21 protein-coding genes are annotated in these 22,356 nt (G+C 36.6%); 14 read left to right on the forward strand and 7 right to left on the reverse strand.

Annotated features, from left to right (window positions below):
* Positions 1 to 9: 9 nt before the first annotated feature.
* Positions 10 to 954 carry a 1-phosphofructokinase family hexose kinase gene (locus FUA48_RS08750; protein ID WP_147583178.1) on the reverse strand — a complete coding sequence of 315 codons (945 nt, stop codon included), beginning with the start codon at positions 952 to 954 and terminating at the stop codon, positions 10 to 12.
* A gap of 128 nt (positions 955 to 1,082) precedes the next feature.
* Positions 1,083 to 1,385: a hypothetical protein gene (locus FUA48_RS08755; RefSeq protein ID WP_129749500.1), complete on the reverse strand. Its 303-nt coding sequence runs from the start codon at positions 1,383 to 1,385 to the stop codon at positions 1,083 to 1,085.
* Between the two features lie 381 nt (positions 1,386 to 1,766).
* On the opposite strand from FUA48_RS08755, the gene FUA48_RS08760 reads away from it, so the two are divergent.
* The 6 genes from FUA48_RS08760 (at position 1,767) to FUA48_RS08785 (ending at position 6,020) form a co-directional block, all read left to right on the forward strand.
* Positions 1,767 to 2,066, forward strand: coding sequence for a hypothetical protein (locus tag FUA48_RS08760; protein WP_147583179.1), 300 nt, complete (start codon positions 1,767 to 1,769; stop codon positions 2,064 to 2,066).
* A 220-nt stretch (positions 2,067 to 2,286) separates the two neighbouring features.
* The gene (locus FUA48_RS08765; RefSeq protein ID WP_147583180.1) at positions 2,287 to 2,571 is read left to right on the forward strand and encodes a DUF493 family protein; all 285 of its coding nucleotides are present in this window, start codon (positions 2,287 to 2,289) and stop codon (positions 2,569 to 2,571) included.
* Positions 2,572 to 2,581: 10 nt separating this feature from the next.
* Positions 2,582 to 3,277, forward strand: coding sequence for a DUF4290 domain-containing protein (locus tag FUA48_RS08770; RefSeq protein WP_129749503.1), 696 nt, complete (start codon positions 2,582 to 2,584; stop codon positions 3,275 to 3,277).
* Between the two features lie 16 nt (positions 3,278 to 3,293).
* Entirely contained in the window at positions 3,294 to 4,604 is a 1,311-nt protein-coding gene (gene murA / locus FUA48_RS08775) for a UDP-N-acetylglucosamine 1-carboxyvinyltransferase (RefSeq protein ID WP_147583181.1), read from the forward strand.
* Positions 4,605 to 4,695: 91 nt separating this feature from the next.
* Positions 4,696 to 5,505, forward strand: coding sequence for an AraC family transcriptional regulator (locus FUA48_RS08780; RefSeq protein ID WP_240732572.1), 810 nt, complete (start codon positions 4,696 to 4,698; stop codon positions 5,503 to 5,505).
* 140 nt (positions 5,506 to 5,645) lie between these two features.
* Positions 5,646 to 6,020 carry a VOC family protein gene (locus FUA48_RS08785; RefSeq protein WP_147584971.1) on the forward strand — a complete coding sequence of 125 codons (375 nt, stop codon included), beginning with the start codon at positions 5,646 to 5,648 and terminating at the stop codon, positions 6,018 to 6,020.
* 75 nt (positions 6,021 to 6,095) lie between these two features.
* Here FUA48_RS08785 and FUA48_RS08790 read toward each other — a convergent pair whose 3' ends face one another.
* Positions 6,096 to 8,579 (reverse strand): DUF5686 and carboxypeptidase regulatory-like domain-containing protein, encoded by a 2,484-nt coding sequence (locus tag FUA48_RS08790; RefSeq protein WP_147583182.1) that lies wholly within the window; start codon positions 8,577 to 8,579, stop codon positions 6,096 to 6,098.
* Positions 8,580 to 8,711: 132 nt separating this feature from the next.
* Here FUA48_RS08790 and FUA48_RS08795 point away from each other — a divergent pair, with 132 nt between their 5' ends.
* Positions 8,712 to 8,972 carry a hypothetical protein gene (locus tag FUA48_RS08795; protein WP_147583183.1) on the forward strand — a complete coding sequence of 87 codons (261 nt, stop codon included), beginning with the start codon at positions 8,712 to 8,714 and terminating at the stop codon, positions 8,970 to 8,972.
* Here the strand turns inward: FUA48_RS08795 and FUA48_RS08800 are convergent, their stop codons facing one another.
* The 3 genes from FUA48_RS08800 to FUA48_RS08810 all read right to left on the reverse strand — a co-directional run bounded on the left by FUA48_RS08800 (position 8,973) and on the right by FUA48_RS08810 (position 12,555).
* A complete protein-coding gene (locus FUA48_RS08800; RefSeq protein WP_147583184.1) occupies positions 8,973 to 11,450 on the reverse strand; it encodes a DUF5686 and carboxypeptidase regulatory-like domain-containing protein in 2,478 nt (825 codons plus the stop codon). It lies immediately after the preceding gene.
* A 5-nt stretch (positions 11,451 to 11,455) separates the two neighbouring features.
* The gene (aroQ, locus tag FUA48_RS08805; RefSeq protein ID WP_147583185.1) at positions 11,456 to 11,872 is read right to left on the reverse strand and encodes a type II 3-dehydroquinate dehydratase; all 417 of its coding nucleotides are present in this window, start codon (positions 11,870 to 11,872) and stop codon (positions 11,456 to 11,458) included.
* Positions 11,873 to 12,006: 134 nt separating this feature from the next.
* Entirely contained in the window at positions 12,007 to 12,555 is a 549-nt protein-coding gene (locus tag FUA48_RS08810; protein WP_168196957.1) for a porin family protein, read from the reverse strand.
* A gap of 286 nt (positions 12,556 to 12,841) precedes the next feature.
* On the opposite strand from FUA48_RS08810, the gene FUA48_RS08815 reads away from it, so the two are divergent.
* The gene (locus FUA48_RS08815; protein ID WP_147583187.1) at positions 12,842 to 13,429 is read left to right on the forward strand and encodes an outer membrane beta-barrel protein; all 588 of its coding nucleotides are present in this window, start codon (positions 12,842 to 12,844) and stop codon (positions 13,427 to 13,429) included.
* A 65-nt stretch (positions 13,430 to 13,494) separates the two neighbouring features.
* On the opposite strand, the gene FUA48_RS08820 is transcribed toward FUA48_RS08815, so the two are convergent.
* On the reverse strand, positions 13,495 to 14,109 hold the full coding sequence (locus FUA48_RS08820; RefSeq protein WP_147583188.1) for a porin family protein: 615 nt from the start codon (positions 14,107 to 14,109) through the stop codon (positions 13,495 to 13,497).
* A 94-nt stretch (positions 14,110 to 14,203) separates the two neighbouring features.
* Here FUA48_RS08820 and xerD point away from each other — a divergent pair, with 94 nt between their 5' ends.
* From xerD to FUA48_RS08850, 6 genes are all read left to right on the forward strand, one after another.
* A complete protein-coding gene (gene xerD, locus FUA48_RS08825) occupies positions 14,204 to 15,103 on the forward strand; it encodes a site-specific tyrosine recombinase XerD (protein WP_147583189.1) in 900 nt (299 codons plus the stop codon).
* A gap of 91 nt (positions 15,104 to 15,194) precedes the next feature.
* A complete protein-coding gene (locus tag FUA48_RS08830; RefSeq protein ID WP_147583190.1) occupies positions 15,195 to 16,700 on the forward strand; it encodes a sensor histidine kinase in 1,506 nt (501 codons plus the stop codon).
* On the forward strand, positions 16,690 to 17,079 hold the full coding sequence (locus FUA48_RS08835; protein ID WP_147583191.1) for a response regulator: 390 nt from the start codon (positions 16,690 to 16,692) through the stop codon (positions 17,077 to 17,079). The genes FUA48_RS08830 and FUA48_RS08835 overlap by 11 nt, the downstream gene beginning before the upstream one ends.
* 119 nt (positions 17,080 to 17,198) lie before the next feature.
* Positions 17,199 to 17,792: a TetR/AcrR family transcriptional regulator gene (locus FUA48_RS08840; RefSeq protein WP_147583192.1), complete on the forward strand. Its 594-nt coding sequence runs from the start codon at positions 17,199 to 17,201 to the stop codon at positions 17,790 to 17,792.
* 196 nt (positions 17,793 to 17,988) lie between these two features.
* Positions 17,989 to 19,125, forward strand: coding sequence for an efflux RND transporter periplasmic adaptor subunit (locus tag FUA48_RS08845; RefSeq protein WP_147583193.1), 1,137 nt, complete (start codon positions 17,989 to 17,991; stop codon positions 19,123 to 19,125).
* A 31-nt stretch (positions 19,126 to 19,156) separates the two neighbouring features.
* The gene (locus FUA48_RS08850; protein WP_147583194.1) at positions 19,157 to 22,345 is read left to right on the forward strand and encodes an efflux RND transporter permease subunit; all 3,189 of its coding nucleotides are present in this window, start codon (positions 19,157 to 19,159) and stop codon (positions 22,343 to 22,345) included.
* Positions 22,346 to 22,356 lie beyond the last annotated feature (11 nt).

Here is a 22,356-nt window from a genome sequence, read left to right on the forward strand (position 1 = left end):
GCCTTTTTTTTATTTTATTGTTACAGCTTTATCAATTAGCCAGTTGTAAAGGCGTTCGGCATCTTTTACATTAAAGAGTCCTGTACCCGGATTCATGGTTGCGGCCGTGCCACAGGCAACACCCATGCAGGCCATTTGAGCAGGAGATCCGTTTTTTGCTAATACAGATACCATTCCGGCAACCATACTGTCTCCGGCACCTACAGTGCTTAATTTTTTTACAGAAGGGGCAGGTATGTGCAGGCAGTTATCGGCGGTTACAAGATACGCTCCCTGCGGTCCCATAGATACTACTATCATTTGGGCTTTTCCTTCTTCAATAAGTTTTTTGGCTGCTTGGTCAGCCACTTCGTTGTCCAAGGTTTCAATGCCTGTTAGGCGGCTTAATTCGCCCAGGTTTGGCTTTAGCAGGTAAACACCTTCTTCCAGTATTGCCGTAAGTGCATCGCCGGATGTATCGGCTACCACTTTAGCATTTTTCTGTTTAGCAATGGCTGTTATTTGTCTAAGCACGGCAGCGTCCATCTCCGGAGGAAGACTTCCGCTTATAACAACTATTTCGGGAAAAGGAGAGAAGCTGTTAATGGTTTCTATTATTTGATTAACCTCTTCATTGCTTACAACTTCGCCGGGCATACCAAAACGGTACTGCTCGTTACTTGCTGTATCTACAACGGTAAAGTTTTCACGGGTTTCTCCCTGAGTATTTACAGGTAGTATGTCTACTTTTTCTTTTAATAGTAATTCTTCAAGGAGTTTACCGGTGCGCCCGCCCGATGTGAATAAAGCTGTGGAATTTATACCAAGCCTCACGAGTCCGCGGGATACATTAATGCCTCCACCTCCAGGCTCATATTTAGGGGGTGTGCAGCGCAGCTTTTTTTCCGGTTTAATATTGGCGACTTCACTGCTTTTGTCTACAGTGGGATTTAGTGTAATAGTAAGTACTTTCATTAAGGTTTAGGCTTATTATTTAGATGAAAGCTAATTTACCAAAATGATTAGGTTTTGCAAGTGTGCAAAAAGTAAAAATTAATAAAGCAAGTGGAAGGTGTGTGGGGTGAGTGTGTGTGAAGGAAAGATTAAGGCTGTAAAAAACGCTCCAGTATGCTATATTCGTTGCTTAGCTCGATATAATAGCAGTCTTTAGGGATTTCTACATCAAATTTTGAGATTTGTTTATCGGTAAAACCACGTTGTTTAAGCTCCTCTTTAGTGTGAAGTAGTACAGGCTCGTCGCCCACGTAATACAAATTTGCATCATTTTTGCTAATTTCTTTAACGTGACCTGAGATGCCATAATCCATCGAATTATACAGTAAATCTTTTTCCAGCTCTTCGTCTGAAAGCTGGTTAATCCATGCTTTAAGGTCTTTCAGCTTCATAGGCTATAATTATTTTTAATGCTTAGCCTTTGGGGGACTAATCGGTTAATACACATAAAAATACGACGTAAAAATATTAAAATTTTGTTAATCTTTTATTAATAATCTTACTTTTTTGCTGTAGAAAAAAATAATTTATTATATCATAATCATCCCTAAGGCTAGATTTGTTCAGCTATTGCTCATTTTTAACCATTTTTAATAAACTAAGAAAACAATGTATTTGATAGTGACTTTGATTGTCAAAATGTTGAGTTAAATAAGCCTATATATTAAGTAGATTTGAATGGATTAAGATAAGGTTAACTTCAGGCTTTATTCAATAAAACCAGAGGTTAAGCGTTATATTAGCAGCTTAAAGGTGTTTAAAGAAAGTTTTTAATGAAGAAATTAGATGTAAAACATACCGCATTCCATATTTTGATAGGAGTTTATTTTTTATGGGTTGCAGTAATAACTGTGCTAATAGGTATGACAGCCTTTAATGAGATTAACCATATAAATTCAGGGGTTAATGAAGTGTTCCTGTTCTGGATACTTTTAAACCTGTTTATGGGTACGGCAATTTTTACGGTAATAAGAATGTTTAGAAATAAAACTATACTAAACCGCATAGTGCTTTACAGCTATGTATTTGTTGTAGGTGCTTCGGCGGGGGTTTGGTATTTGGTAAAAGCATAAAAAAACCGCTGCTAAGGGTTGCAGCGGTTTTTAACCAAATAAACAATCTAAAATAACCTAACCTTTTTATGAAGATTTGTATTATATAGATGCAAATAATATAAAAAGGTTGCTTGATTAAAGAAAATATTTGTGTACTTTGTAAATCGTAACCCCAACTGTTATTTATAATAGATTTAGTGGGGTATAATGTATATTTGCGTTTTATTTTTAATGTAGAATGGATAAGAAAAGCGAAGATTTTTATAGGAGACTTCATGAAGAATTAGCCGGATCAACCACTTGGCCCTCTGAATATTTATTTAAATTCATTGTGCCTTCAGAACCGGAAAAAATTAAAGAAATAGAAAAAGCCTTTGACCAAATGGGGGCAGTAATTGAAACAACACAATCCAAAACAGGAAAGTATACCAGTGTTTCAATAAATGTAACTATGAAAAGTGCCCAGGCTGTGGTAGATAAATATATTGAAATGTCTACCATAGAAGGTATCATTTCACTTTAAAAACAAAAAAATGAAATACAATCCTGACGATGCCATAGGATATCTGGAATATAATGCCGAAAGGCCTAAACTTATTATTCCGGAATATGGCAGGCATCTGCAAAAACTTATAGAACAGGCTGTAGAACTGGAAGACAGGGAAGAGCGTAACAAAGCTGCAAAATATATCATATCGGTTATGGGAAGCCTTAACCCGCACCTGCGTGACGTGCCCGATTTTCAGCATAAGCTATGGGATCAGATTTTTATAATGTCTGATTTTAAGCTGGATGTTGATTCTCCATATCCTATACCTTCTAAAGAGATGCTGGAGCAAAAACCGGATACGCTTGGTTATCCGCAAAACTTCCCTAAATACCGCTTTTATGGTAACAACATTAAATACATGATTGATGTTGCCAATAAATGGGAAGAAGGTGACCTTAAAACTGCGCTGATTATGGTTATAGCTAACCATATGAAAAAATCATACCTGAGCTGGAATAAGGATACCGTAAAGGATGAGGTTATTTTTGAACACCTACTTGAGCTTTCGGGAGGAAAAATAAACCTTCTTAAAACGGATGAAGAGCTTTCTGCCTCTACCGATTTAATGAGGGTTAATAAGAAAACCAGTAATAAGACCCAGTTTAGCAATAATGGCAAACAGAAAGGTCACAGAAACAACAACACTAAGAACCAAAACAATAAAAACAGAAAATCCTAAATTTCTTTAACGCCGCATGGGAACATTTAAAATTGAAGGAGGAGTACAATTAAAAGGAGAAATAACGCCTCAGGGTGCAAAAAATGAAGCTTTACAAGTGTTATGTACTGTATTGCTTACACCCGAAAAAGTTACGATTACCAATATTCCGGATATTATTGACGTAAATAAGCTTATTACACTTTTAAAGAATTTAGGCGTAAAGATTGAGAAATTAGGACACGGTGCTTATACATTTCAGGCTGATGAGGTAAATCTTGCTTACCTTGAATCGGAAGCTTTTAAAGAAGAAGGCAAGTCACTTAGAGGGTCTATAATGATTGTAGGTCCGCTATTGGCTCGCTTCGGTAAAGGTTATATCCCTAAACCGGGTGGTGATAAAATAGGAAGAAGAAGACTTGATACCCACTTTGAGGGCTTTATTAACCTGGGAGCTAAATTCCGTTACAATAAAGAAGACTATTTTTATGGTGTAGAAGCCGACAGACTTAAGGGTACTTACATGCTTTTAGATGAAGCATCGGTTACCGGTACAGCAAACATTATTATGGCTGCCGTACTTGCTGAAGGCAAAACGACTATATATAATGCAGCTTGTGAGCCATACCTGCAGCAGCTTTGTAAAATGCTTAACAGTATGGGAGCTAAAATTACAGGGGTAGGATCTAACCTTGTGGAAATTGAAGGTGTGGAAAAACTGGGAGGTTGTGAGCATAGAATCCTACCGGATATGATCGAGATAGGAAGCTGGATTGGTCTTGCTGCTATGACCAGAAGTGAAATTACCATTAAAAATGTTAGCTGGGATAATTTAGGTATTATTCCAAGTACTTTTAGAAAACTAGGTATTACACTTGAGCGTAGGGGAGATGATATTTATATTCCTGCTCATGCAGATGGTTATGAAATTCAAAATTACATTGACGGTTCTATACTTACCATTGCTGATGCTCCGTGGCCGGGCTTTACACCCGATTTATTGAGTATTGTACTCGTTGTGGCAACACAGGCAAGAGGTAGTGTGCTTATCCATCAAAAGATGTTTGAAAGCCGCCTTTTCTTTGTAGACAGGCTTATAGATATGGGTGCAAAAATTATCCTTTGCGATCCGCACAGGGCTACGGTTATCGGTCACGATTTCAAATCGCAGCTTAAAGGTATTATGATGTCTTCACCAGATATCAGGGCGGGTATATCTCTTGTTATTGCAGCACTTTCTGCTAAAGGTGTAAGTACAATTCAAAACATAGACCAGATAGACAGAGGTTATGAAAGAATAGACGAGAGGTTAAGAGCACTTGGTGCTAAAATTACCAGAGAGTCTTAATTCTCTTACTCGACGATAATAAAAAAAAGAGCTGAAATTTTTCAGCTCTTTTTTTTATTAAATTTGGTTAGATTCTTTGAAGTAAGATTTTTTGAAAACTCAAAACACAATAAGATCATTTTATAAACCTATTCAACCAACGGCTGTTAGAGAAGAGGGTTTAATGTATAAAGAACTTCTTCCTGATTTTAGATTGAAGGATCTTATATATTGTTATTGGGAGCTGAAAACTACACAAAAACTTTCGGAAGCATACACTTATAATGTAGTGGCAGATGGTTGTATAGATGTGTTTTTTGAGCTTAACAACCCTCAAAACAGTTATGTGATGGGGTTTAGTAACAGTAATACAGAGTTTTCCATAGATAAAAGATTTCATTACATAGGCATACGCTTTTTGCCTACAGCTTTTACCCGCCTTTTTAATGTAAGAGCAACTGAATTGAGTAGTCGTTTTGAATCGCTTTATGATGTTGTACCTGCCCTATCAAAGTTTATTTCTTTTAAAATAAAAGATAATTCTACTTTTGAACAGATTACCTCTTTATTAAATGATTTTTTCTGTAATTATCTCAGTATACATGACGTTGATGCCGATAAACGTTTTTTTAATGCTCTCTTGATTACATTAAAATATAAAGGGAATTTAAATGTTGAGACTGGCCTGGATACAGGTGTTAGCTTAAGGCAGTTGAGGAGAATGTTTGAACATTATATTGGGACTAACGTAAAAACGTTTTGTAAAGTGGTACGATTCCAAAATCTTTTAAACTTATCACAACAGGAAGGAAGCGACATAAATAAACTTTTTTATGATGCAGGATATTACGATCAGGCACATTTTATAAAAGATTTTAAAAATCTTTATGGAATTACCCCTGGCAAATCACTACAAAAATAATGTCCGTTTTTTACAATTATAAGTGCTGGATTTAAGCAAACTTTGCTTTATCAAACAATCAAAAGATGAGACATTTATTAATTACTCTTGTGGTTGCCGTATCATTCAGCAGCTATTCACAAACTAAAAAGACGAAAATTATGAAGTTAAACGCAGGGATTATTACAGAAAAACTGAGTGAAACCAAAAAGTTTTATACTGAGAATTTAAATTTTGGGGTAACATTTGAAAATGATTTTTTTATTTTACTGCATACACCGGGGCATGAGTCAGAAATTAGTTTTTTACTTCCGGAGCATCCCTCTCAACAACCTTTATTTCAACAACCTTTTAAAGGTGAAGGTGTTTATATTACACTAGAAGTGGAGGATGTTGATAAGGTTTATGAAGAAATAAAAAACAAAGGCATTCCAATTAAAATTGAATTGAGAGATGAGCCTTGGGGAGACAGGCATTTTGCTATTATTGATCCCAATGGTGTAGGTATAGATATTGTGAAATATACTGCGAAATAATCAAAAAACCCCATCTTTACAGATGGGGTTTTTTGATTGATGACTGAACCTTAGTATGAGTTTATATGTGGGGTATTAAAGATTGTCTACTATATCTAAGAATTTAAGCCCGAACATTATACCGTCAGTTGCAAAGCCTCCCTGATAGGCCCTTACGTAATCTACCCTGAATACCCTGAATTTACCAAAACCAATATTGTCAAATCCGGCGGTAAATTCATGATAGGGTTTGTAATCCGGCGTAGCGATGCCGTGATAGCCTACTACAAGATTCCATTGTAATTTATTAAGTAAAGGAACTTTGTTCATTATAAAGCCTTTAAAGTTGTGTTCTGCATGCGACTCAAAATAAGAATCGTTAGTGCTGTGAGAGTAATAAGGTAACAGGTTAAATGCATTAAGGTTTCCGTTGCCTGAGTTAACATGAGTTTGGTTGCCGTTAAAGTGCTTGTAGTCCATAAATGCAATATTATCTGCATTAAAGAACTTACCTGCTTTTAGGTTGATGCCAAAATCACCTTTGTTACCTAAAGTAACATTATAAAAGGTTCTTGCAGCAATAAAATCATATTCATACTGACTTTCACTAGCAGCAAAAGCTTTTGTATACTGTACTGCAATAGTAGGGTAGTTGGCTGTACTTACATTTATTTTGCCGTCAGGCCTTGTTATGTATTTTTGACCAAAACGCACAGTAGCATTAACAGTAGCCTCCATTAAATGATGGGTATCAAAAGCCGGAGTAGTATAATCGTTTGGTGCTAACGGATTGTTTGATGTATAGTCATGGTCATTTTTAATCAGTACATAATCTGTATTATTAAACAGCTGTTTACGTCTTAAATACTGAATTGATCCGCCCATATTTAAACCTGTAAATACCTCTTTGCTATAGTTTAGCCTTGCGAAAGTCTTATCGTACAGTTTCATGTAATTATCCTTAAAGAATAATGTACTTACACTGTTTACAAACGGGCTTATAGGCTGAGATGCATTAAACTGTTCGGTCTTGCTACCTCCGGATAGAGTGAAAATACCCACTTTGCCAAAACGGTGTGAGAACCATCCTGTAACCCTAAGCCTGTCTTCTGCAACACCATAATTAAAGTCAGCGCCTACAGAAGTATATTTTTTCGTGTCTTCATCATAATGACGGAATGAAAGTCCGCTTTTAAATACCCAGCCCTGTACCGTGTTGTACATAGGGATTTGTAAAAGGCCGTCGTAGGTGTATCTTGTATTTTTAGCCGAGTTCCTGTAGGTATATCCTGAAATGATATCTGTTAAATGGAGCTTGTTACTCTTTTTGTCAATTGAATCCAGATAAGCAGGAGATTTGTGAACGGTTTGTATACTGTCTTTTTTAAAGTAGTCGGTTACCTCTTCATCGGTAAGAGGTATTGGCCTCATTGCCTGCCAGTATATTGAGTCTTTTTTGTTAGAATCTTCTTCTATATATACTATTTCCTTACCAAATGTTCCTTTTTCAAAATGGTCACGGAATACGTAATTATTGTAAACATGCGTAAATGTTCCCGAAATGCCTACGCCAAATATTCCTGCTTTTATATCAAAAGTCTGTGAGTTTTTAGCCCAAATCCTATTTGTGGTATTGTAACTGAAGTTTTGTTTAAGGTTAAGGTTTTCCAGTATCGGTTGCTGCATCCTGTATCCTTTAATGTCAAAGTCAACCGCATAGATAGCCCAACTGTCGTCTACTATATAAATGTAGCCTTCAAAAACAGGCTCTTTATCGCGTCTTGGTATAACCTTAATTTTACTTATAGAGTTGTTATTATCGTCAAAGAAAGTTCCCTCAAATTTGTATTTGTAGTAATTAAAGGCATTGTTAGCTAAAGGCGAAACCATTTTTATATTAAACTCTATATAGTTGTCATAAAAATTGTAATAAGTCCCTAAAGCAGTGTTATAGCTAAATCCGTTATCATTACCGCTTATTTTTGATGCTACTATGCGTTCTTTTAGATTGTTAGGTTGTTCAAAGGTAATTTTTGACACCGTTTCGGAGAGGTAAACAATTCCCGATCCTGTCGAGTCTAAAACAGAAGTCATTTCTTCATCTTCAACCTTAACTCCCATAATTTTTGTAGGTACATTCTTTACCCTGAAAAGGCCTTTTGAATAGAAATCGGCCTCAAAACGGCCTGTCTTTTCTGAATTTTCCTTTTTATGGGCAATGGCTTCCCTTATAATTCTGTTAGCCGGGTTTTCAGTATTTGATATAACTACTTCACTAAGGGTATAGGTTTCGTCCTGCAAAACAATATTAAGGGTGTGAGGTAAAGAAGTTATGTTGATTGTTTCTTTTTTGGTTTTAAAACCTATCGATTGGAATACTATTACATAAGTGCCGGTTTTTTTTATTCCCAGTTCATACACGCCTTCTTCGTTAGCAGTTGTTCCTGTATAGGTGTTTTCTATGCTCACACTTACAAAAGGTACAGGCTCACCATTGGTAGTGGTGATTTTTCCTTTAATTTGGGCAGAGGTATTTAGTGTGGTAAACAGTAATAATAAACAGGTAATTAGTTTGTACATGTTTTTTAGTAGTTAAGGTAAAATGATTATTTAGATTGGTTTTTTAAAGATAGACGTATAAATTTTATAAAAGGTTGCATGGCTGCATTATTTTATTCTTTCTTTATCTTTGAGGTCTATTATTCCTTATGTATGAAAAAGATAAAAGAAGCCGAGCTGAGAAAAGATAGTTCTGTAAATAAAATACAGTTTGACAAAGAGTGGTTTTATTCGGTTAAGGATATGCAGTATTATTTAGGAGAAGATCTTACAGGAGTAGAATATGTAACCCTACCGATACCTATTGACGGGGTAAAGTTTAATATAAAGTGTGCTACACTGGAAGATATTGAACGTTTTAGGGAAAAAGAACCTCTTGAAGAATTCAAGGGAAGTGTTTTCAGGAAAAAATAATTAGTTCTCGAGGATATCCAGGAAGGTAAGCCCGAATATTACTCCGTCGGTCATCTTGCTTCCCTGATACGATCTTAGGTAGTCTATTCTTAAGAAGCGGAATCGACCCCAACCCAAATTATCCAGCCCTACGGTAAATTCCATATAAGGTTTTTGATCAGGAACTCCCAATACATGGTAGCCTGTAACCAGATAATAATTCAGTTTATTAAGTAAAGGTACTTTGTTAGCCAAATACCCCTTGAAATTATATTCGGCATGTGCTTCAATATACTTGTCGTTAGTGCTGTGTGTATAGTAAGGCAAGAAGTTGAAAACATTTAAATATCGTTCTGATTTACCTACATGGGTCTGATTGCCGTTAAAATGTCTGTAATCGGTAAAAGAGATGCTGTCACTATTGAAAAACTTACCTGCCCTTATGCTTATTCCTAAATCACCCATATTACCTACCGTGGCATCATAAGTGATTCGGGTAGACAGATGGTCAAAATTATAATCGTCAACATTTGAAGCTAATCCTTTTTCGTAACTCACCAGTACCCTAGGGTACTTAGTACCAAGGTTTATTTTTTCGTTAGGCCTTAGCATGTATTTTTGAGCAAATGTAAACCTTGCAGAAACCGTTGTTTTAATCATATGGTGCTTTTCAAAAGCAGGGGTGTCAAAAGCTTCGGGATCTAAAGGGTTGTTAGAGGTATATGGTTTACGGGCATTTTTAATGGTAGAAAAATTGGTGTTATTAAACAGAGACCTCTTTCTGGTATATTCAACAGAACTGAAGAACTCAAGACCATTAATCAATTCTTCCTCATAGCTTAATCGTAGGAAGTTATTGTCGTATAGCTTCATGTAATTATCCCTGAAAAATAATGTACTTACACTATTTACGATTCTGTTTATTGGTTTTTCAGGATTAAACTGTTCTATACTGCTACCACCTGTAATAGTAAGTATTGGTTTACTTATGTTATTAAATTTATGAGCGATAGTTCCTGTAGCTCTAAAGCGTTTTTCGGCGAAGCCATAATTTAGTTCGGTACCAACCGTAGTATAGGCTTTTGTTTCAGGATTTGTTTTAGTGAAATAGAAAGTTGGGTCTATATGGTAGGCCTGAACGGTATTAAAAGCAAGCTTTCTTATTATCCCCGAAAATTTTATTTCCCAGTTTTCATCAGTATTCGTGTAGGTATACCCGACAGGTAATGAAAAGACCAGAAAACGGTTCTTCTTTTTATCCAGAGAATCTTTATACTTTTCGGTTTGCTTCAGTTCTTCAAGTTTCTCCTTTTTTATGTAATCTTCCTTTTCCTCTAAGGTTAGAGGTATAGGCCTGTTCTTGTTCCAAAAGGATTCCAGTTTTTTATTGGCATCCTCTTCAAAAGCCAGTACACGGTTGCTTAACTGATGCTCTTTAAAGTCGGGGTTGAGGTTAAAATTACTGTACACCGCACTAAATCTACCCGATAAGTCTACATCAAGTATTTGGGTATTAAAGTCGATAGTCTGAACATTTTTTGTCCAGGTTTTTTCCTGTGAGTTATAACCAAAGTTTTGTTTTATGGTAAGGATATCGACCAAAGGCTGTTCTATTAATAAACCTTTAATGCTTAAATCTAGAGCATATAGTTCCCCACTTTCATTTACTATATAGATATAACCATACATGGCAGGTTCACTGTCACGTTTTGGGGTAACTTTTATCTTGTTTATTAAATAACCGCTTTTGTCGTTAAAAGAATTTTCTAATTCATAATTGTAATAGCTAAAGGCATTATCGGCTATGGGGGATATTACACTGGTTTCAAAAGGCAGGTAATTTTCATAAAAGTCGAACTCAGCGGCATTAGCATTGTTGTAGCTGAAGCCACTGTCTTCTCCGCTTACTTTTGATGCAATTATAACTTCGTTAATGTTATAAGGCCGTTTGAATTTTATTTTCGAGACCGTTTCAGAAAGGTATAAAACACCGCTTCTTGTAGAGTCTAATGTGCCGCTAAAGTCACCCACTTCCTGACCCAGTATTTCTTCGGGTACATCGCTTATGCGCAATATACCCCGAGAGTAAAAGTCGGCTTCATAAGCTGATGTTTTTTCCCTGTTCTTTCTTTTTTCCCCTATAGCTTTTCTGATAATCTGGTCAGCCTGTTCTTTTTTGCTTTCAATTACAACCTCGTTTAGAAGGTATTCTTCAGCATCCAGCTGTACATTAAGCTCAAAAGGAAGTTTGTCAACAGTAAGTACAACCTCTTTTGTTTTATAGCCCAGTGACTTAAATATGAAGGTATAATCTCCGGTTTTGGTGACCGGAATATAAAACTCACCCTCCTGATTTGTAGAGGTACCGTAGGAACTGTTTTTTACAACAATACTGGCAAAGGGAACCGGATCACCTTCTTTAGATGATACTGTTCCTCTTATTTGTGCTACTACAAATGAGCCGTATAGAAGCAATATTAGTAGCAGACACTTTTTCATATAATTTATTTTAATAATGATTGTAAGGCCAGATCGTAGCTTTTTAGACCAAAGCCAATAATAACTCCTGCAGCAATAGGTGATATAAATGACTGATGCCTGAATGTTTCTCTTGAAAACGTATTGGAAATATGAACTTCTACTACAGGTGAAGTAATAGCTTTAATAGCATCGGAAATACCAATTGAGGTATGTGTGTAGGCGCCTGCATTAAGTATGATACCGTCGTAAGTAAAGCCGGTTTCCTGTATCTTGGTTATAAGTTCGCCTTCTATATTACTTTGATAGTAGGACAGTTCCATAGAAGGGAAGCGATGCTTTAATGTTTCGAAATAATCCTCAAAACTTCTGGTTCCGTATACCTCTGGTTCGCGCTTTCCAAGCAGGTTAAGATTAGGTCCGTTTATAATGATGATTTTCATATTCCTGTTTTTGTAAAAGTAGCTATTCATACCCAAGAAAGCATACTGCGTAAGAAAAAATTTAACATTTAAAAGCAATAAAAAACCCGGGTAAGACAAGCCTAACCGGGTTAGTGTTTATAATTACCTGATTTTTAAAAATAATATCCTACTGATAACTGGAATACACCGGTTTTTGAGTCCACATTATCAAAAGTGTCGGTTAGTCCAATGTTGTAACGGGCCTGTGCAAAAAGTCCCATAATGATTTTAAGCTCAACACCGCCTGAAGCAGCTAAATCAAAACTATTTGTTTCAAACGCCTCATCTGCATCATTAACAAGAAAAGAGAATTGTGGCCCTGCCATAAGGCTGAATTTGCTTGGTATAATATAAAATTTAGCCATTACAGGAACCGAGATATAATCAAGATTAATGTCTTCGGCTACTCCTACAGCACCATCAGCATCATATTTTGCCTTTCCTCCCTGTGAAGAGAAAAGACCTTCTGCCTGAACAGAGAAGGAAGGAACCAGGTTTATTTCAAGGGCTGCCCCGGCATGAAAGCTGGTTATCCCGTCGCTGTCAATATCTCCCTGAAAGTTTGAAAAGTTAGCTCCGGCTTTAATACCTAAATCAATTCCCTGAGCGTTCATGGCAAAACTGCCTGCAAAAGCCGCAATTAAAAAAAAGATTTTTTTCATAGTCATTACATTTAAGTTTGGTTATAGTACTTGTAAGTTTCTAAACAAAAGTATATAATAACTTTTGAGAAAAATAGTACTAAAGTCAACATTTATGAGAGTTTTAGGTTAAATGTTTCTTAAAATAAGGAATGGTGATTATTTAAAATTTAAGTAAAAAATTAACATTATTAATATTTATTATTTAAATAATATTACTTTATGTTGAAATATTTTTTAATACGTGTTGTTTTTCCTGTTAAAAAAATTATATATTTGGCACCGTAACAATTAAATTCAAAAAACGATGAAAAAAGTTTTATTATCATTAACTGCTTTATTTGCATTTGGTTTAGTAAGTGCTCAGGAAACTGACGGTGGATTTGCTAACGGAGATCTTTTTATCTCAGGAGCAGTAGGTTTTTCAAATCAGTCTACAGGTGATGTAAAAACTAATGGTTTTACAGTATCGCCAAGAGTAGGTTACTTTGTGAGTGAAAATATTGCTGTAGGCGTTGCTTTAGGGTATACCAGCACTACTGATAAAGCTCCGGGTTCTGAAGATATAAAGAACTCTATGTTTGAGGTAGGTGCATTTGGTAGATATTATTTTACTCCCGCAAGTAAGTTCTCTTTGTTTGGGCAGTTAGGTGTAGCTTATGCAACCAACAAATATGAGGAAGGAGCTTTAGAAGCTAAATCAAACGGTTTTAACATTGGATTAGCTCCTGGTATCAACTACTTCGTTTCAGATCATTTTGCTCTTGAAGCTACTTTCGGTATTCTTGGTTATTCAACTGACAAGCCTGATGCTGATGGTGCTGAATCAACTGATACTTTTGATTTTGGAGTAGATATGAGCAATATCAATTTTGGTATTGTTTATAAATTCTAATTAAGTTTATAAGAAAGCAAAAACCTCCCAATAGGGAGGTTTTGTTTTTTATATGAATTAAGTTTTTAGAACTTATATCCTATACCTATCTGGAATACTGAATTTTTAACGTCTCTGTCGTTTACAATATCAGTAAAGCCCTGAGTATAACGTCCGGTAGCAAATAGTCCCATAGGAGTTTCAAATGTAATACCTGCAGCTACACCAAAATCAAAATCTTCTGCCTCATCAACATTAAGATCTCCGTCATCAGCATTAGCTTCAGCATCAATTTCTTCATTTACTTTAAATCCAAACTGAGGTCCTGCTTCTATACTTAAGCCGTCTAAAATGTAAACCTTAGCTAAAACCGGTACGTTAATGTAGTCTAACTGATATTCAACTTTACCATCTCCGCCAAAAATACCGCCGTCTACATCAGTTTCAAATCCCTGACCTGAATATAATGCCTCTGCCTGAAGGGAAAACATTTCTGTTAATGGAAACTCAACCAGTGCACCTACATGGAAGCTTGTTCTTGAATCAGGGCTGTCAAAATCATCGCCGCTAACAGTGGCAAAGTTCACACCACCTTTTATACCAAATTTAGGAGTAAATGAATCGTTAGTTTGTGCATTTACCGTCGTGACTGCTCCTAGGAATAAAAATCCTACCGAAAATAATTTAATTAGTCTTTTCATCTTTTTCATGTTTTTTTGTTTTGTATGTCAAAATTATATTATTAATCTTGGGTTAATTATCAAGGAATTCTTAATTCACATAACTTTAACCTGTATGAAAAATTGGATTAAATTTATAATCGATTACAAATCGTACCTAAAAATAGAGCGTGGGTTGTCTGTAAATTCGGTTGAAAATTATTCTTTTGATATAAACAGGCTGGTGAATTACCTGTCTGATTCCGGGCAGGATATATCGCCATTAAAAATAACTGAGGAAACCATTCAGGAGTTTATATACAGTATTTCATCTGAACTGAATGCCAGGTCCAGGGCAAGAATAATCTCAGGACTTAAAAGCTTTTTTAATTACCTGGTTTTTGAGGATTATAGAAAAGATAGCCCTATGGAGCTTATTGAGGTGCCAAAAATAGGGCGTAAACTTCCTGATACGCTTTCGGTAGAAGAAATAGATAATCTTATTAAGGCTATAGATTTAAGTACTAATGAAGGGGAGCGTAATAGAGCAATGCTCGAAACATTGTATAGTTGCGGCTTACGGGTTTCAGAATTGATAAGCCTTAAAATGTCTGACCTGTTTTTTGATGAAGGCTTTATAAAAATTACAGGTAAGGGTAATAAACAGCGTTTTGTGCCTATTGGCAACTATACTCAAAAGTATATAAACCTCTATGTTAGTACTATAAGGAATAAGCTCGAAATTAAAAAAGGACATGAAGATACACTTTTTCTAAACAGAAGGGGAAGCGGGTTAACCCGGGCTATGATTTTTACCATAATTAGAAATTTAGCAGAAAAAACAGGTCTTAATAAGACAATAAGCCCGCATACATTCAGGCATTCTTTTGCTACACACCTGCTTGAAAACGGTGCAGATTTAAGGTCAATTCAGTTAATGATGGGGCATGAATCTATTACTACTACAGAGGTTTACATGCACCTGGATAGAAAATTCCTGAATAAAGTTCTAAATACATACCATCCAAGGAAATAAAAATTGCAGAATTCTTAAAATTTTAGTAAGTTTCAATCGTAATAATTGTGCTTACTTTTAGCATGGTTATTTCCTAACCACCTTAAACTATATGACTGACCCTCAAAACAAACAAAAGGCAGACAGTCTTTATAAAAAACTCCTGAATCAGATACCTGATTTGATTTTTTATATCTCATGGGATGAGGTAAACGGTTATTCTATACTGTTTCTGAGTGAAGCGGTAAATGAAATCTTCGAATATTCCGTTCAAGAGCTTATGGTGAATAAAAGACTTTTTTATACAGAGAGGATATTGGAGCAGGACAGGGATGCTTTTGTTGAAAGGGTGGAATATTGCCGAAAAAGCTTAGTGAACTGGAATCAGGAATTCCGTGTTCAGTTGCCTAAAAAAGGGCTGCGTTGGATGAGGCTTAATGCTAAACCGGAAAAACAGGAAGATAACAGTATTAATTTTTACGGAAGAGTAAGTGATATAACCGATCAAAAGGAACAGGAACATCAACTCCAGGTTTCAGAGGAGCGTTATAAGTTTGCCCTTAAGGCAGCATCTGAAGGGATTTGGGACTGGGATATGCAAACCAATATGGTTTATTTTTCGGCTCAGTCCATGAAGATTATAGGTAAGGAGGAAAAAGAAGCCATTATACCGTTAAGGGATTGGCAGGAAAGAATGCATGTGGAAGATATAAGAGAGCATGCCTTAGCAAAGGAAAGACATTTAACAGGGGAGACACCCTCGTTTGAAAATATATATCGTATTAAAACCGATGAAGGTAAATACAAATGGGTACTAAGTAGGGGAAGGGTAGTTCAGTTTGACAGCGCGGGTACTCCTATACGGTCTATAGGTACTCATAAAGATATTACCCAGCTTAAGGAAAAAGAAATTGAGTTAGGCGATACCATTAATATTGTTGGGGAACAAAATAACCGTTTGGTAAATTTTGCCCATATCGTTTCTCATAACCTGCGTTCGCATGCAGGAAACCTTAAGATGCTTATAGATGTTTTTAAAAATGCAGACCAGGAAGAACGTGAAGAAATGCTTGAGCATCTTGAAGCAATTTCAAATGGTTTATATGTTACCATAGGGCATTTAAAGGAACTTGTAGAAATCCAGTTTGAGGTTAAAAACGTAAAAGAAAGGGTAAACCTTAGGCACTATCTTAAAAACATCCTCAACATTTTGCACAACGAGATTAAGAAGCATGGCGTAAATATTGAAGTAAATATACCGTTAGATGTAATGGTTAATTACAATCCGGCCTATTTGGAAAGTATACTTTTAAATTTTACAACTAATGCTATTAAATACTCGAGTCCTGACAGATCCCCGATTATTTTATATGATTTTGAGATAAAAGACGGAAAGAAAATCCTTTCCATTACAGATAATGGTTTAGGTATTGATTTAAAGAAACACAAAAACTCATTGTTTGGTATGTACAAAACATTCCATAAAAACCAAAACTCAAGAGGTATAGGTTTGTTTATAACAAAGAACCAGATAGAGGCAATGGGGGGCAGTGTAGAGGTTTATAGTGAAGTGAATAAAGGGACCACTTTTAAAATTTATTTTAAAGATGAAGATTAGGAACCTGTGTGTAATAGATGATGATAAGATTTATCACTTTTTACTTAAGAATCTTCTTAAGCAAAACAATATTGATGTAAAGTCTGTCTTTTTTCAGAATGGACAGGATGCTATAGAGTTTTTATCGGACGAGAAAAATAATGATGACTTGCCCGATCTTATTCTTTTAGATGTTAATATGCCTATTATGAATGGCTGGCAGTTTCTTGAAGAGTACATTAAGCTTAAAACTAACTTTGGTAAAGATCCGCATATCTATATGATAAGCTCATCCAATAATGAGGTTGATATAAATAAGGCAAGGGAATTCTCAGGCGTAGTAAAAGATTATTTTTTGAAGCCTATCTGCAAGGAAGACCTTCATAAAATCTTCATTTAATTGCAGTATAGATTTTCTTTATATGTGGTATAATAAAAAACAATTACTTAATACTTTGTTACGTTGTAGAAACGTAATAATTTTGCTTAACACTGTTAAGTAATTTAAAAGCTTTAAAAATGGGTAGCAAAGAGCGCATAATGAGACAGAAGGAAGAGACCCGGGCTAATATACTTACGGCCGCCAGAGAGATAGTTAAAGATGAAGGATGGCAGGGCTTAAGTATGCGTAAGATAGCTGATAAGATAGAGTATACTGCTCCTATCATTTATGAGTATTTTGCGAATAAGGAAGCGATATTACAGGAACTTACGTGCAAAGGTTTTACAATATTGACTAAAGATCTGGAAGCTGCCAAGACAAAATCGGATAATCCGGCAGAGCAGCTTGAAGGTATGTGGTTAGCTTATTGGAATTTTGCTCTTAAGAACAAGGAGATGTATCAGCTAATGTATGGAGTGGAAATGACATGTTGTGCACAACGCACTTCAGAATCTGATGCTCCTTATCAGCTTATCAGCGATTCTATAGGTAAACTGATGAAGGAGAGTAAACCTGATCCGCATGTAATAAAGCAAAAATATTTTACTTTTTTCTCTGTAATACATGGTCTTATTTCCATAAATATTGTTGGCAACGGACTTTCTGAAGATATAAACAAACAAATACTTAAAGATGCCATAAGCGGTATCATACGGTATATAGAAGAATAGAGAAATCTATTTTTTTGACCTTCTGCTTAACACTGTTAAATAGTTTATAACTGTAAATTAATTCATCAATCATATTTTTTTAATCATTACTTAACATCGTTAAATCATTTAATCTATGTAAAATACTCAAGCAATCATTTTAATCAAAAAAAATTTTATCTAACAATTTAACACCATTAAATAATTTAATAGTATTATGAATCGAATCACATTAATCTTAATTCTTGCAATTGCAATCTTGGTATCTGCCTGTACAGGTAACACGGCATCAGCCCCGGCCGCACAGGCCATACCGGTTCCGGTATTATCCATCAGCAAGGGTAAAGCAACTACATATCAGGAATATCCTGTAATGGTAGAGGGAAGGGTGAATGTACAGATACGCCCACAGGTAGACGGATATCTTGAAACATTATATGTGGATGAGGGAGCTTTTGTAAAAGCAGGGCAGTCTATTTTTAAAATAGATGATCACCGTTATCGCGAACAGTTAAACAGCGCTGTAGGTAATCTTAACGCAGCTGAGGCAGCTCTTATAAATGCACAGTTAGAAGTTGAAAAACTGACTCCGTTAGTAGCTGAAAAAGTAGTGTCTGACTACCAGTTAAAATCGGCAAAGGCATCCCTAAAAGTAGCTGAAGCTAATAAGAAACAGGCTGAAGCCGCAGTAGCCTCTGCAAAAATAAACTTAGGCTATACTTTAATTACAGCACCTGTAGACGGTTACATTACCAGACTGCCTAAAAAGCAGGGAAGCCTTGTTTCTGCCTCAGATCCTGAGCCTTTAACCACACTTTCAGATATTGCTGTTGTACATGCTTATTTCTCACTGGGAGAGTCAGATTTCTTAAGCTTTAGAGACAGGTATGAAGGAAATACCCTTAACGAAAAAATTAAAAACCTTCCTCCGGTTTCACTTGTTCTGGCAAATGGTACCGTGTATGAAACTCAGGGCAAAATTGATATGGTAGACGGGCAGTTTGACCGAACAACCGGAGCAATTACCCTGAGGGCTAGTTTCCCTAACAGTAAAGGATTATTACGTTCAGGCAATACAGGAAGGGTGCGTTTAGGTATGGCACATGATAATGTTATACTTGTACCACAGGCTACAACCGTTGAGGTACAGGACAGGGTATTTGTTTACACTGTTGATAAAGATAATAAAGTTGCAAGGAAACCAATTACCATAATAGGTAAAAGCGGTACTGATTATTTAGTTTCTGAAGGACTTGAAGCAGGAGACAGGATAGTATCAAAAGGTTTTGAAAACTTACAGGAAGGAGCTGTGGTAGTTCCGCAGAAAGCAGAATCTGAAATGGCTTCCAAGTAATTTATAACCAACAATTTAATTAGAAACAAAGATGTTTAGAAAATTTATAGACCGGCCGGTTTTGGCTACGGTCATATCCATCCTATTGGTAATTTTAGGGGTAATTGGCCTCTTTAAACTGCCATTACAGCAGTTCCCGGATATCGCACCGCCTGCTGTTCAGGTTACGGCCCTTTACCCGGGTGCCAATGCAGAAACGGTTCTGCGTTCGGTTGCTCCGTCACTTGAGGAATCCATCAACGGGGTAGAGAACATGATTTACATGAGCTCAACAGCCAGTAATGACGGTTCATTGGTTATTACAGTATATTTTAAACTGGGTACCAACCCAGATCAGGCAGCAGTAAACGTACAAAATAGGGTGGCTCAGGCTACCAGCCAGCTGCCATCAGAAGTTATACAGGCAGGTGTTACCACAGCTAAGCAGCAAAACAGCCTTATTATGGTAACCGCTTTATATTCTGAAGATGAAAAAACATACGACCAGACATTTCTTACTAACTACGCCCAAATCAATATTATTCCTGAGATTAAAAGGATACCGGGTGTAGGTCAGGCAGCAATTTTTGGTGGTAATAAAGATTATTCCATGAGGGTGTGGTTAAAACCGGCCCAAATGACTACTTATAACATTACCCCTAAAGAAGTGATGGCAGCTATACAGGATAAAAACCTTGAGGCTGCTCCCGGTAAGTTTGGAGAGAACAGTGCCGAATCATTTGAGTATGTTATAAAATATAAAGGTAAGCTAAGTAAGCCTGCCGATTATGAAAGCATGATTATACGTACCAATCCAGACGGGTCAATTTTACGACTTAAGGATGTGGCACGTGTAGAGTTTGGTTCTTATACTTATGGTAACTTTACCAGGATTAATGGTAAACCGGGAACTAATATTATGGTTATCCAGTTACCGGGTTCTAATGCAAATGATATTCAGATTGCTATCAGCGAGCTGATGGATAAGGCAGAAAAAAGTTTCCCTAAAGGAGTAAAACGTGTAAATATTTATAACACAAAGGTAATGCTTGATGCCTCTATTTCTCAGGTTAAGTCAACACTTGTTGAGGCATTTTTACTTGTGTTTATAGTGGTATTCCTGTTCCTGCAGGACTTTAGGTCAACACTTATTCCTGCCATAGCGGTTCCGGTTGCTATTATGGGTACTTTCTTTTTCATGAGCCTTTTTGGGTTTTCAATAAACCTGCTAACATTATTTGCACTTGTATTGGCCATTGGTATTGTGGTGGATGACGCTATTGTAGTGGTAGAGGCAGTACACTCTAAAATGGAGAGGGGTATGTCGCCTAAGCATGCAACCACATCGGCAATGAGTGAAATTACAGGAGCTATTATTTCCATTACACTGGTTATGTCGGCAGTATTCCTTCCGGTAGGTTTTATGGAAGGCTCGACAGGGGTATTTTACAGGCAGTTTGCCTTTACCCTGGCAATAGCCATTGTTATATCAGCAGTAAATGCATTAACACTAAGTCCGGCTTTAGCAGCGCTTTTCCTTAAGGATAATCATCATCACAATCAAAACGGACATGCTGTTAAAACCACTTTCAAGCAACGCTTTTTTGCCGGATTTAATAATGGATTTGAAAAAGTAACCAACAGATATATGGGAAGCCTTCGTTTTCTTATTCGCAATAAATGGATTAGCCTTGGCGGATTAGGATTAGTTATTCTGGCTACCGTATGGATGGTAAAAACGACACCGTCAGGGTTTATACCTTCAGAAGATCAGGGATTCATAGCTGTATCGGTATCGATGCCGGCAGGTACTTCCCTTGACCGTACCATTAAGATTCTTGAAGAGGCCGAAGGTGTAATTAATACAGTAAAGGCTAACAGGGAAATAGACGGACTTTCAGGCTTTAATATGCTTACGCAGTCGTCGAGCCCTTCATTTGGTGTGCTTTTCCTTAATCTTAAACCGTTAAAAGAGCGTGGAGAGATAAGCGATATAGAGGATATTATGAATGAGGTGCGCGGTAAGCTTTCCTTAGTAAAAGGAGCTAACTTCTTTGTGTTTACATTCCCTACCGTTCCAGGTTTCAGTAATATTGACGGACTTGATTTTGTACTTCAGGATCGTACCGGAGGTAAACTGGATAAGTTTAGTGAGGTTGGAAACAGGTTTATTGGCGAACTTATGAAAAGAGATGAGATTGCCGTTGCCTTTACGCCTTTCAGGGCTGATTATCCTCAGTATGAATTACAGGTGGACGATGTAAAAGCCGAGCAGCTTGGTGTAAGTGTAAAAGACTTACTGCAAACAGTACAGGCTTACTACGGTAGTGCACAGGTGTCTGACTTTAACCGATTTGGTAAGTATTACCGTGTAATGGTACAGGCAGATAAAGATAATCGTGCCACGCCTGAATCGCTTAATGCGGTGTATGTGAAAAACAGGACCGGTGAAATGGTACCGGTAAATACATTGGTTAAACTGGAAAGAGTTTACGGACCGGAGAATGCATCACGTTACAACCTGTTTAACTCTATGGGGGTTAATGCAATTCCGGCTCCGGGATACAGCTCGGGAGCGGCAATTAAAGCAGTTGAAGAAGTTGCCGAAAAATACCTGCCTCAGGGGTACTCTTATGAGTTTTCAGGTTTAACAAGAGAGGAGATTATTTCCGGAGGACAATCAACAGTAATTTTCCTTTTAAGCTTACTGTTTATTTACTTCCTTCTTGCAGCTCAGTATGAAAGTTATATACTACCATTAGCGGTAATACTTTCTATTCCTACAGGTGTATTCGGGGTATTTGCAGCCATTGGTTTGACAGGTATTTCTAATAATATTTATGTACAGGTGGCACTTGTAATGCTTATAGGTCTTCTTGCTAAAAATGCCATCCTTATTGTAGAGTTTGCGGTGCAGAGAAGAAGGCAGGGTAAAACATTGCTTTCTGCTTCACTGGAAGCGGCTAAATTAAGGTTAAGGCCTATTATAATGACATCGCTTGCCTTTATTGTAGGACTTATACCAATGATGTTTGCCATAGGGCCATCTGCAAAAGGTAACCACTCAATCAGTATTGGTGCTGCCGGAGGTATGCTCTCGGGAGTAGTACTGGGTCTGTTTATCATTCCTGTATTGTTTATTGTATTCCAGTACATTCAGGAAAAAATATCGGGTAAACCGCAACCTAAAACAATTAAGCAGGAACATTTGGAACCTGCAGAACTTGAACTGATGAACTAATTTATTAAGGC

Source organism: Flavobacterium alkalisoli (assembly GCF_008000935.1).
GTDB lineage: Bacteria > Bacteroidota > Bacteroidia > Flavobacteriales > Flavobacteriaceae > Flavobacterium > Flavobacterium alkalisoli.

Coding starts and splice junctions, on each gene's coding strand:
- FUA48_RS08800 (WP_147583184.1), bottom strand. CDS start 11,450: ATGAAAAAGTGTCTGCTACTAATATTGCTTCTATACGGCTCATTTGTA.
- FUA48_RS08850 (WP_147583194.1), top strand. CDS start 19,157: ATGTTTAGAAAATTTATAGACCGGCCGGTTTTGGCTACGGTCATATCC.
- FUA48_RS08810 (WP_168196957.1), bottom strand. CDS start 12,555: ATGAAAAAAATCTTTTTTTTAATTGCGGCTTTTGCAGGCAGTTTTGCC.
- FUA48_RS08840 (WP_147583192.1), top strand. CDS start 17,199: ATGGGTAGCAAAGAGCGCATAATGAGACAGAAGGAAGAGACCCGGGCT.
- aroQ (WP_147583185.1), bottom strand. CDS start 11,872: ATGAAAATCATCATTATAAACGGACCTAATCTTAACCTGCTTGGAAAG.
- murA (WP_147583181.1), top strand. CDS start 3,294: ATGGGAACATTTAAAATTGAAGGAGGAGTACAATTAAAAGGAGAAATA.
- xerD (WP_147583189.1), top strand. CDS start 14,204: ATGAAAAATTGGATTAAATTTATAATCGATTACAAATCGTACCTAAAA.
- FUA48_RS08785 (WP_147584971.1), top strand. CDS start 5,646: ATGAAGTTAAACGCAGGGATTATTACAGAAAAACTGAGTGAAACCAAA.
- FUA48_RS08830 (WP_147583190.1), top strand. CDS start 15,195: ATGACTGACCCTCAAAACAAACAAAAGGCAGACAGTCTTTATAAAAAA.
- FUA48_RS08815 (WP_147583187.1), top strand. CDS start 12,842: ATGAAAAAAGTTTTATTATCATTAACTGCTTTATTTGCATTTGGTTTA.
- FUA48_RS08765 (WP_147583180.1), top strand. CDS start 2,287: ATGGATAAGAAAAGCGAAGATTTTTATAGGAGACTTCATGAAGAATTA.
- FUA48_RS08795 (WP_147583183.1), top strand. CDS start 8,712: ATGAAAAAGATAAAAGAAGCCGAGCTGAGAAAAGATAGTTCTGTAAAT.
- FUA48_RS08770 (WP_129749503.1), top strand. CDS start 2,582: ATGAAATACAATCCTGACGATGCCATAGGATATCTGGAATATAATGCC.
- FUA48_RS08755 (WP_129749500.1), bottom strand. CDS start 1,385: ATGAAGCTGAAAGACCTTAAAGCATGGATTAACCAGCTTTCAGACGAA.
- FUA48_RS08845 (WP_147583193.1), top strand. CDS start 17,989: ATGAATCGAATCACATTAATCTTAATTCTTGCAATTGCAATCTTGGTA.
- FUA48_RS08750 (WP_147583178.1), bottom strand. CDS start 954: ATGAAAGTACTTACTATTACACTAAATCCCACTGTAGACAAAAGCAGT.
- FUA48_RS08820 (WP_147583188.1), bottom strand. CDS start 14,109: ATGAAAAGACTAATTAAATTATTTTCGGTAGGATTTTTATTCCTAGGA.
- FUA48_RS08790 (WP_147583182.1), bottom strand. CDS start 8,579: ATGTACAAACTAATTACCTGTTTATTATTACTGTTTACCACACTAAAT.
- FUA48_RS08760 (WP_147583179.1), top strand. CDS start 1,767: ATGAAGAAATTAGATGTAAAACATACCGCATTCCATATTTTGATAGGA.
- FUA48_RS08835 (WP_147583191.1), top strand. CDS start 16,690: ATGAAGATTAGGAACCTGTGTGTAATAGATGATGATAAGATTTATCAC.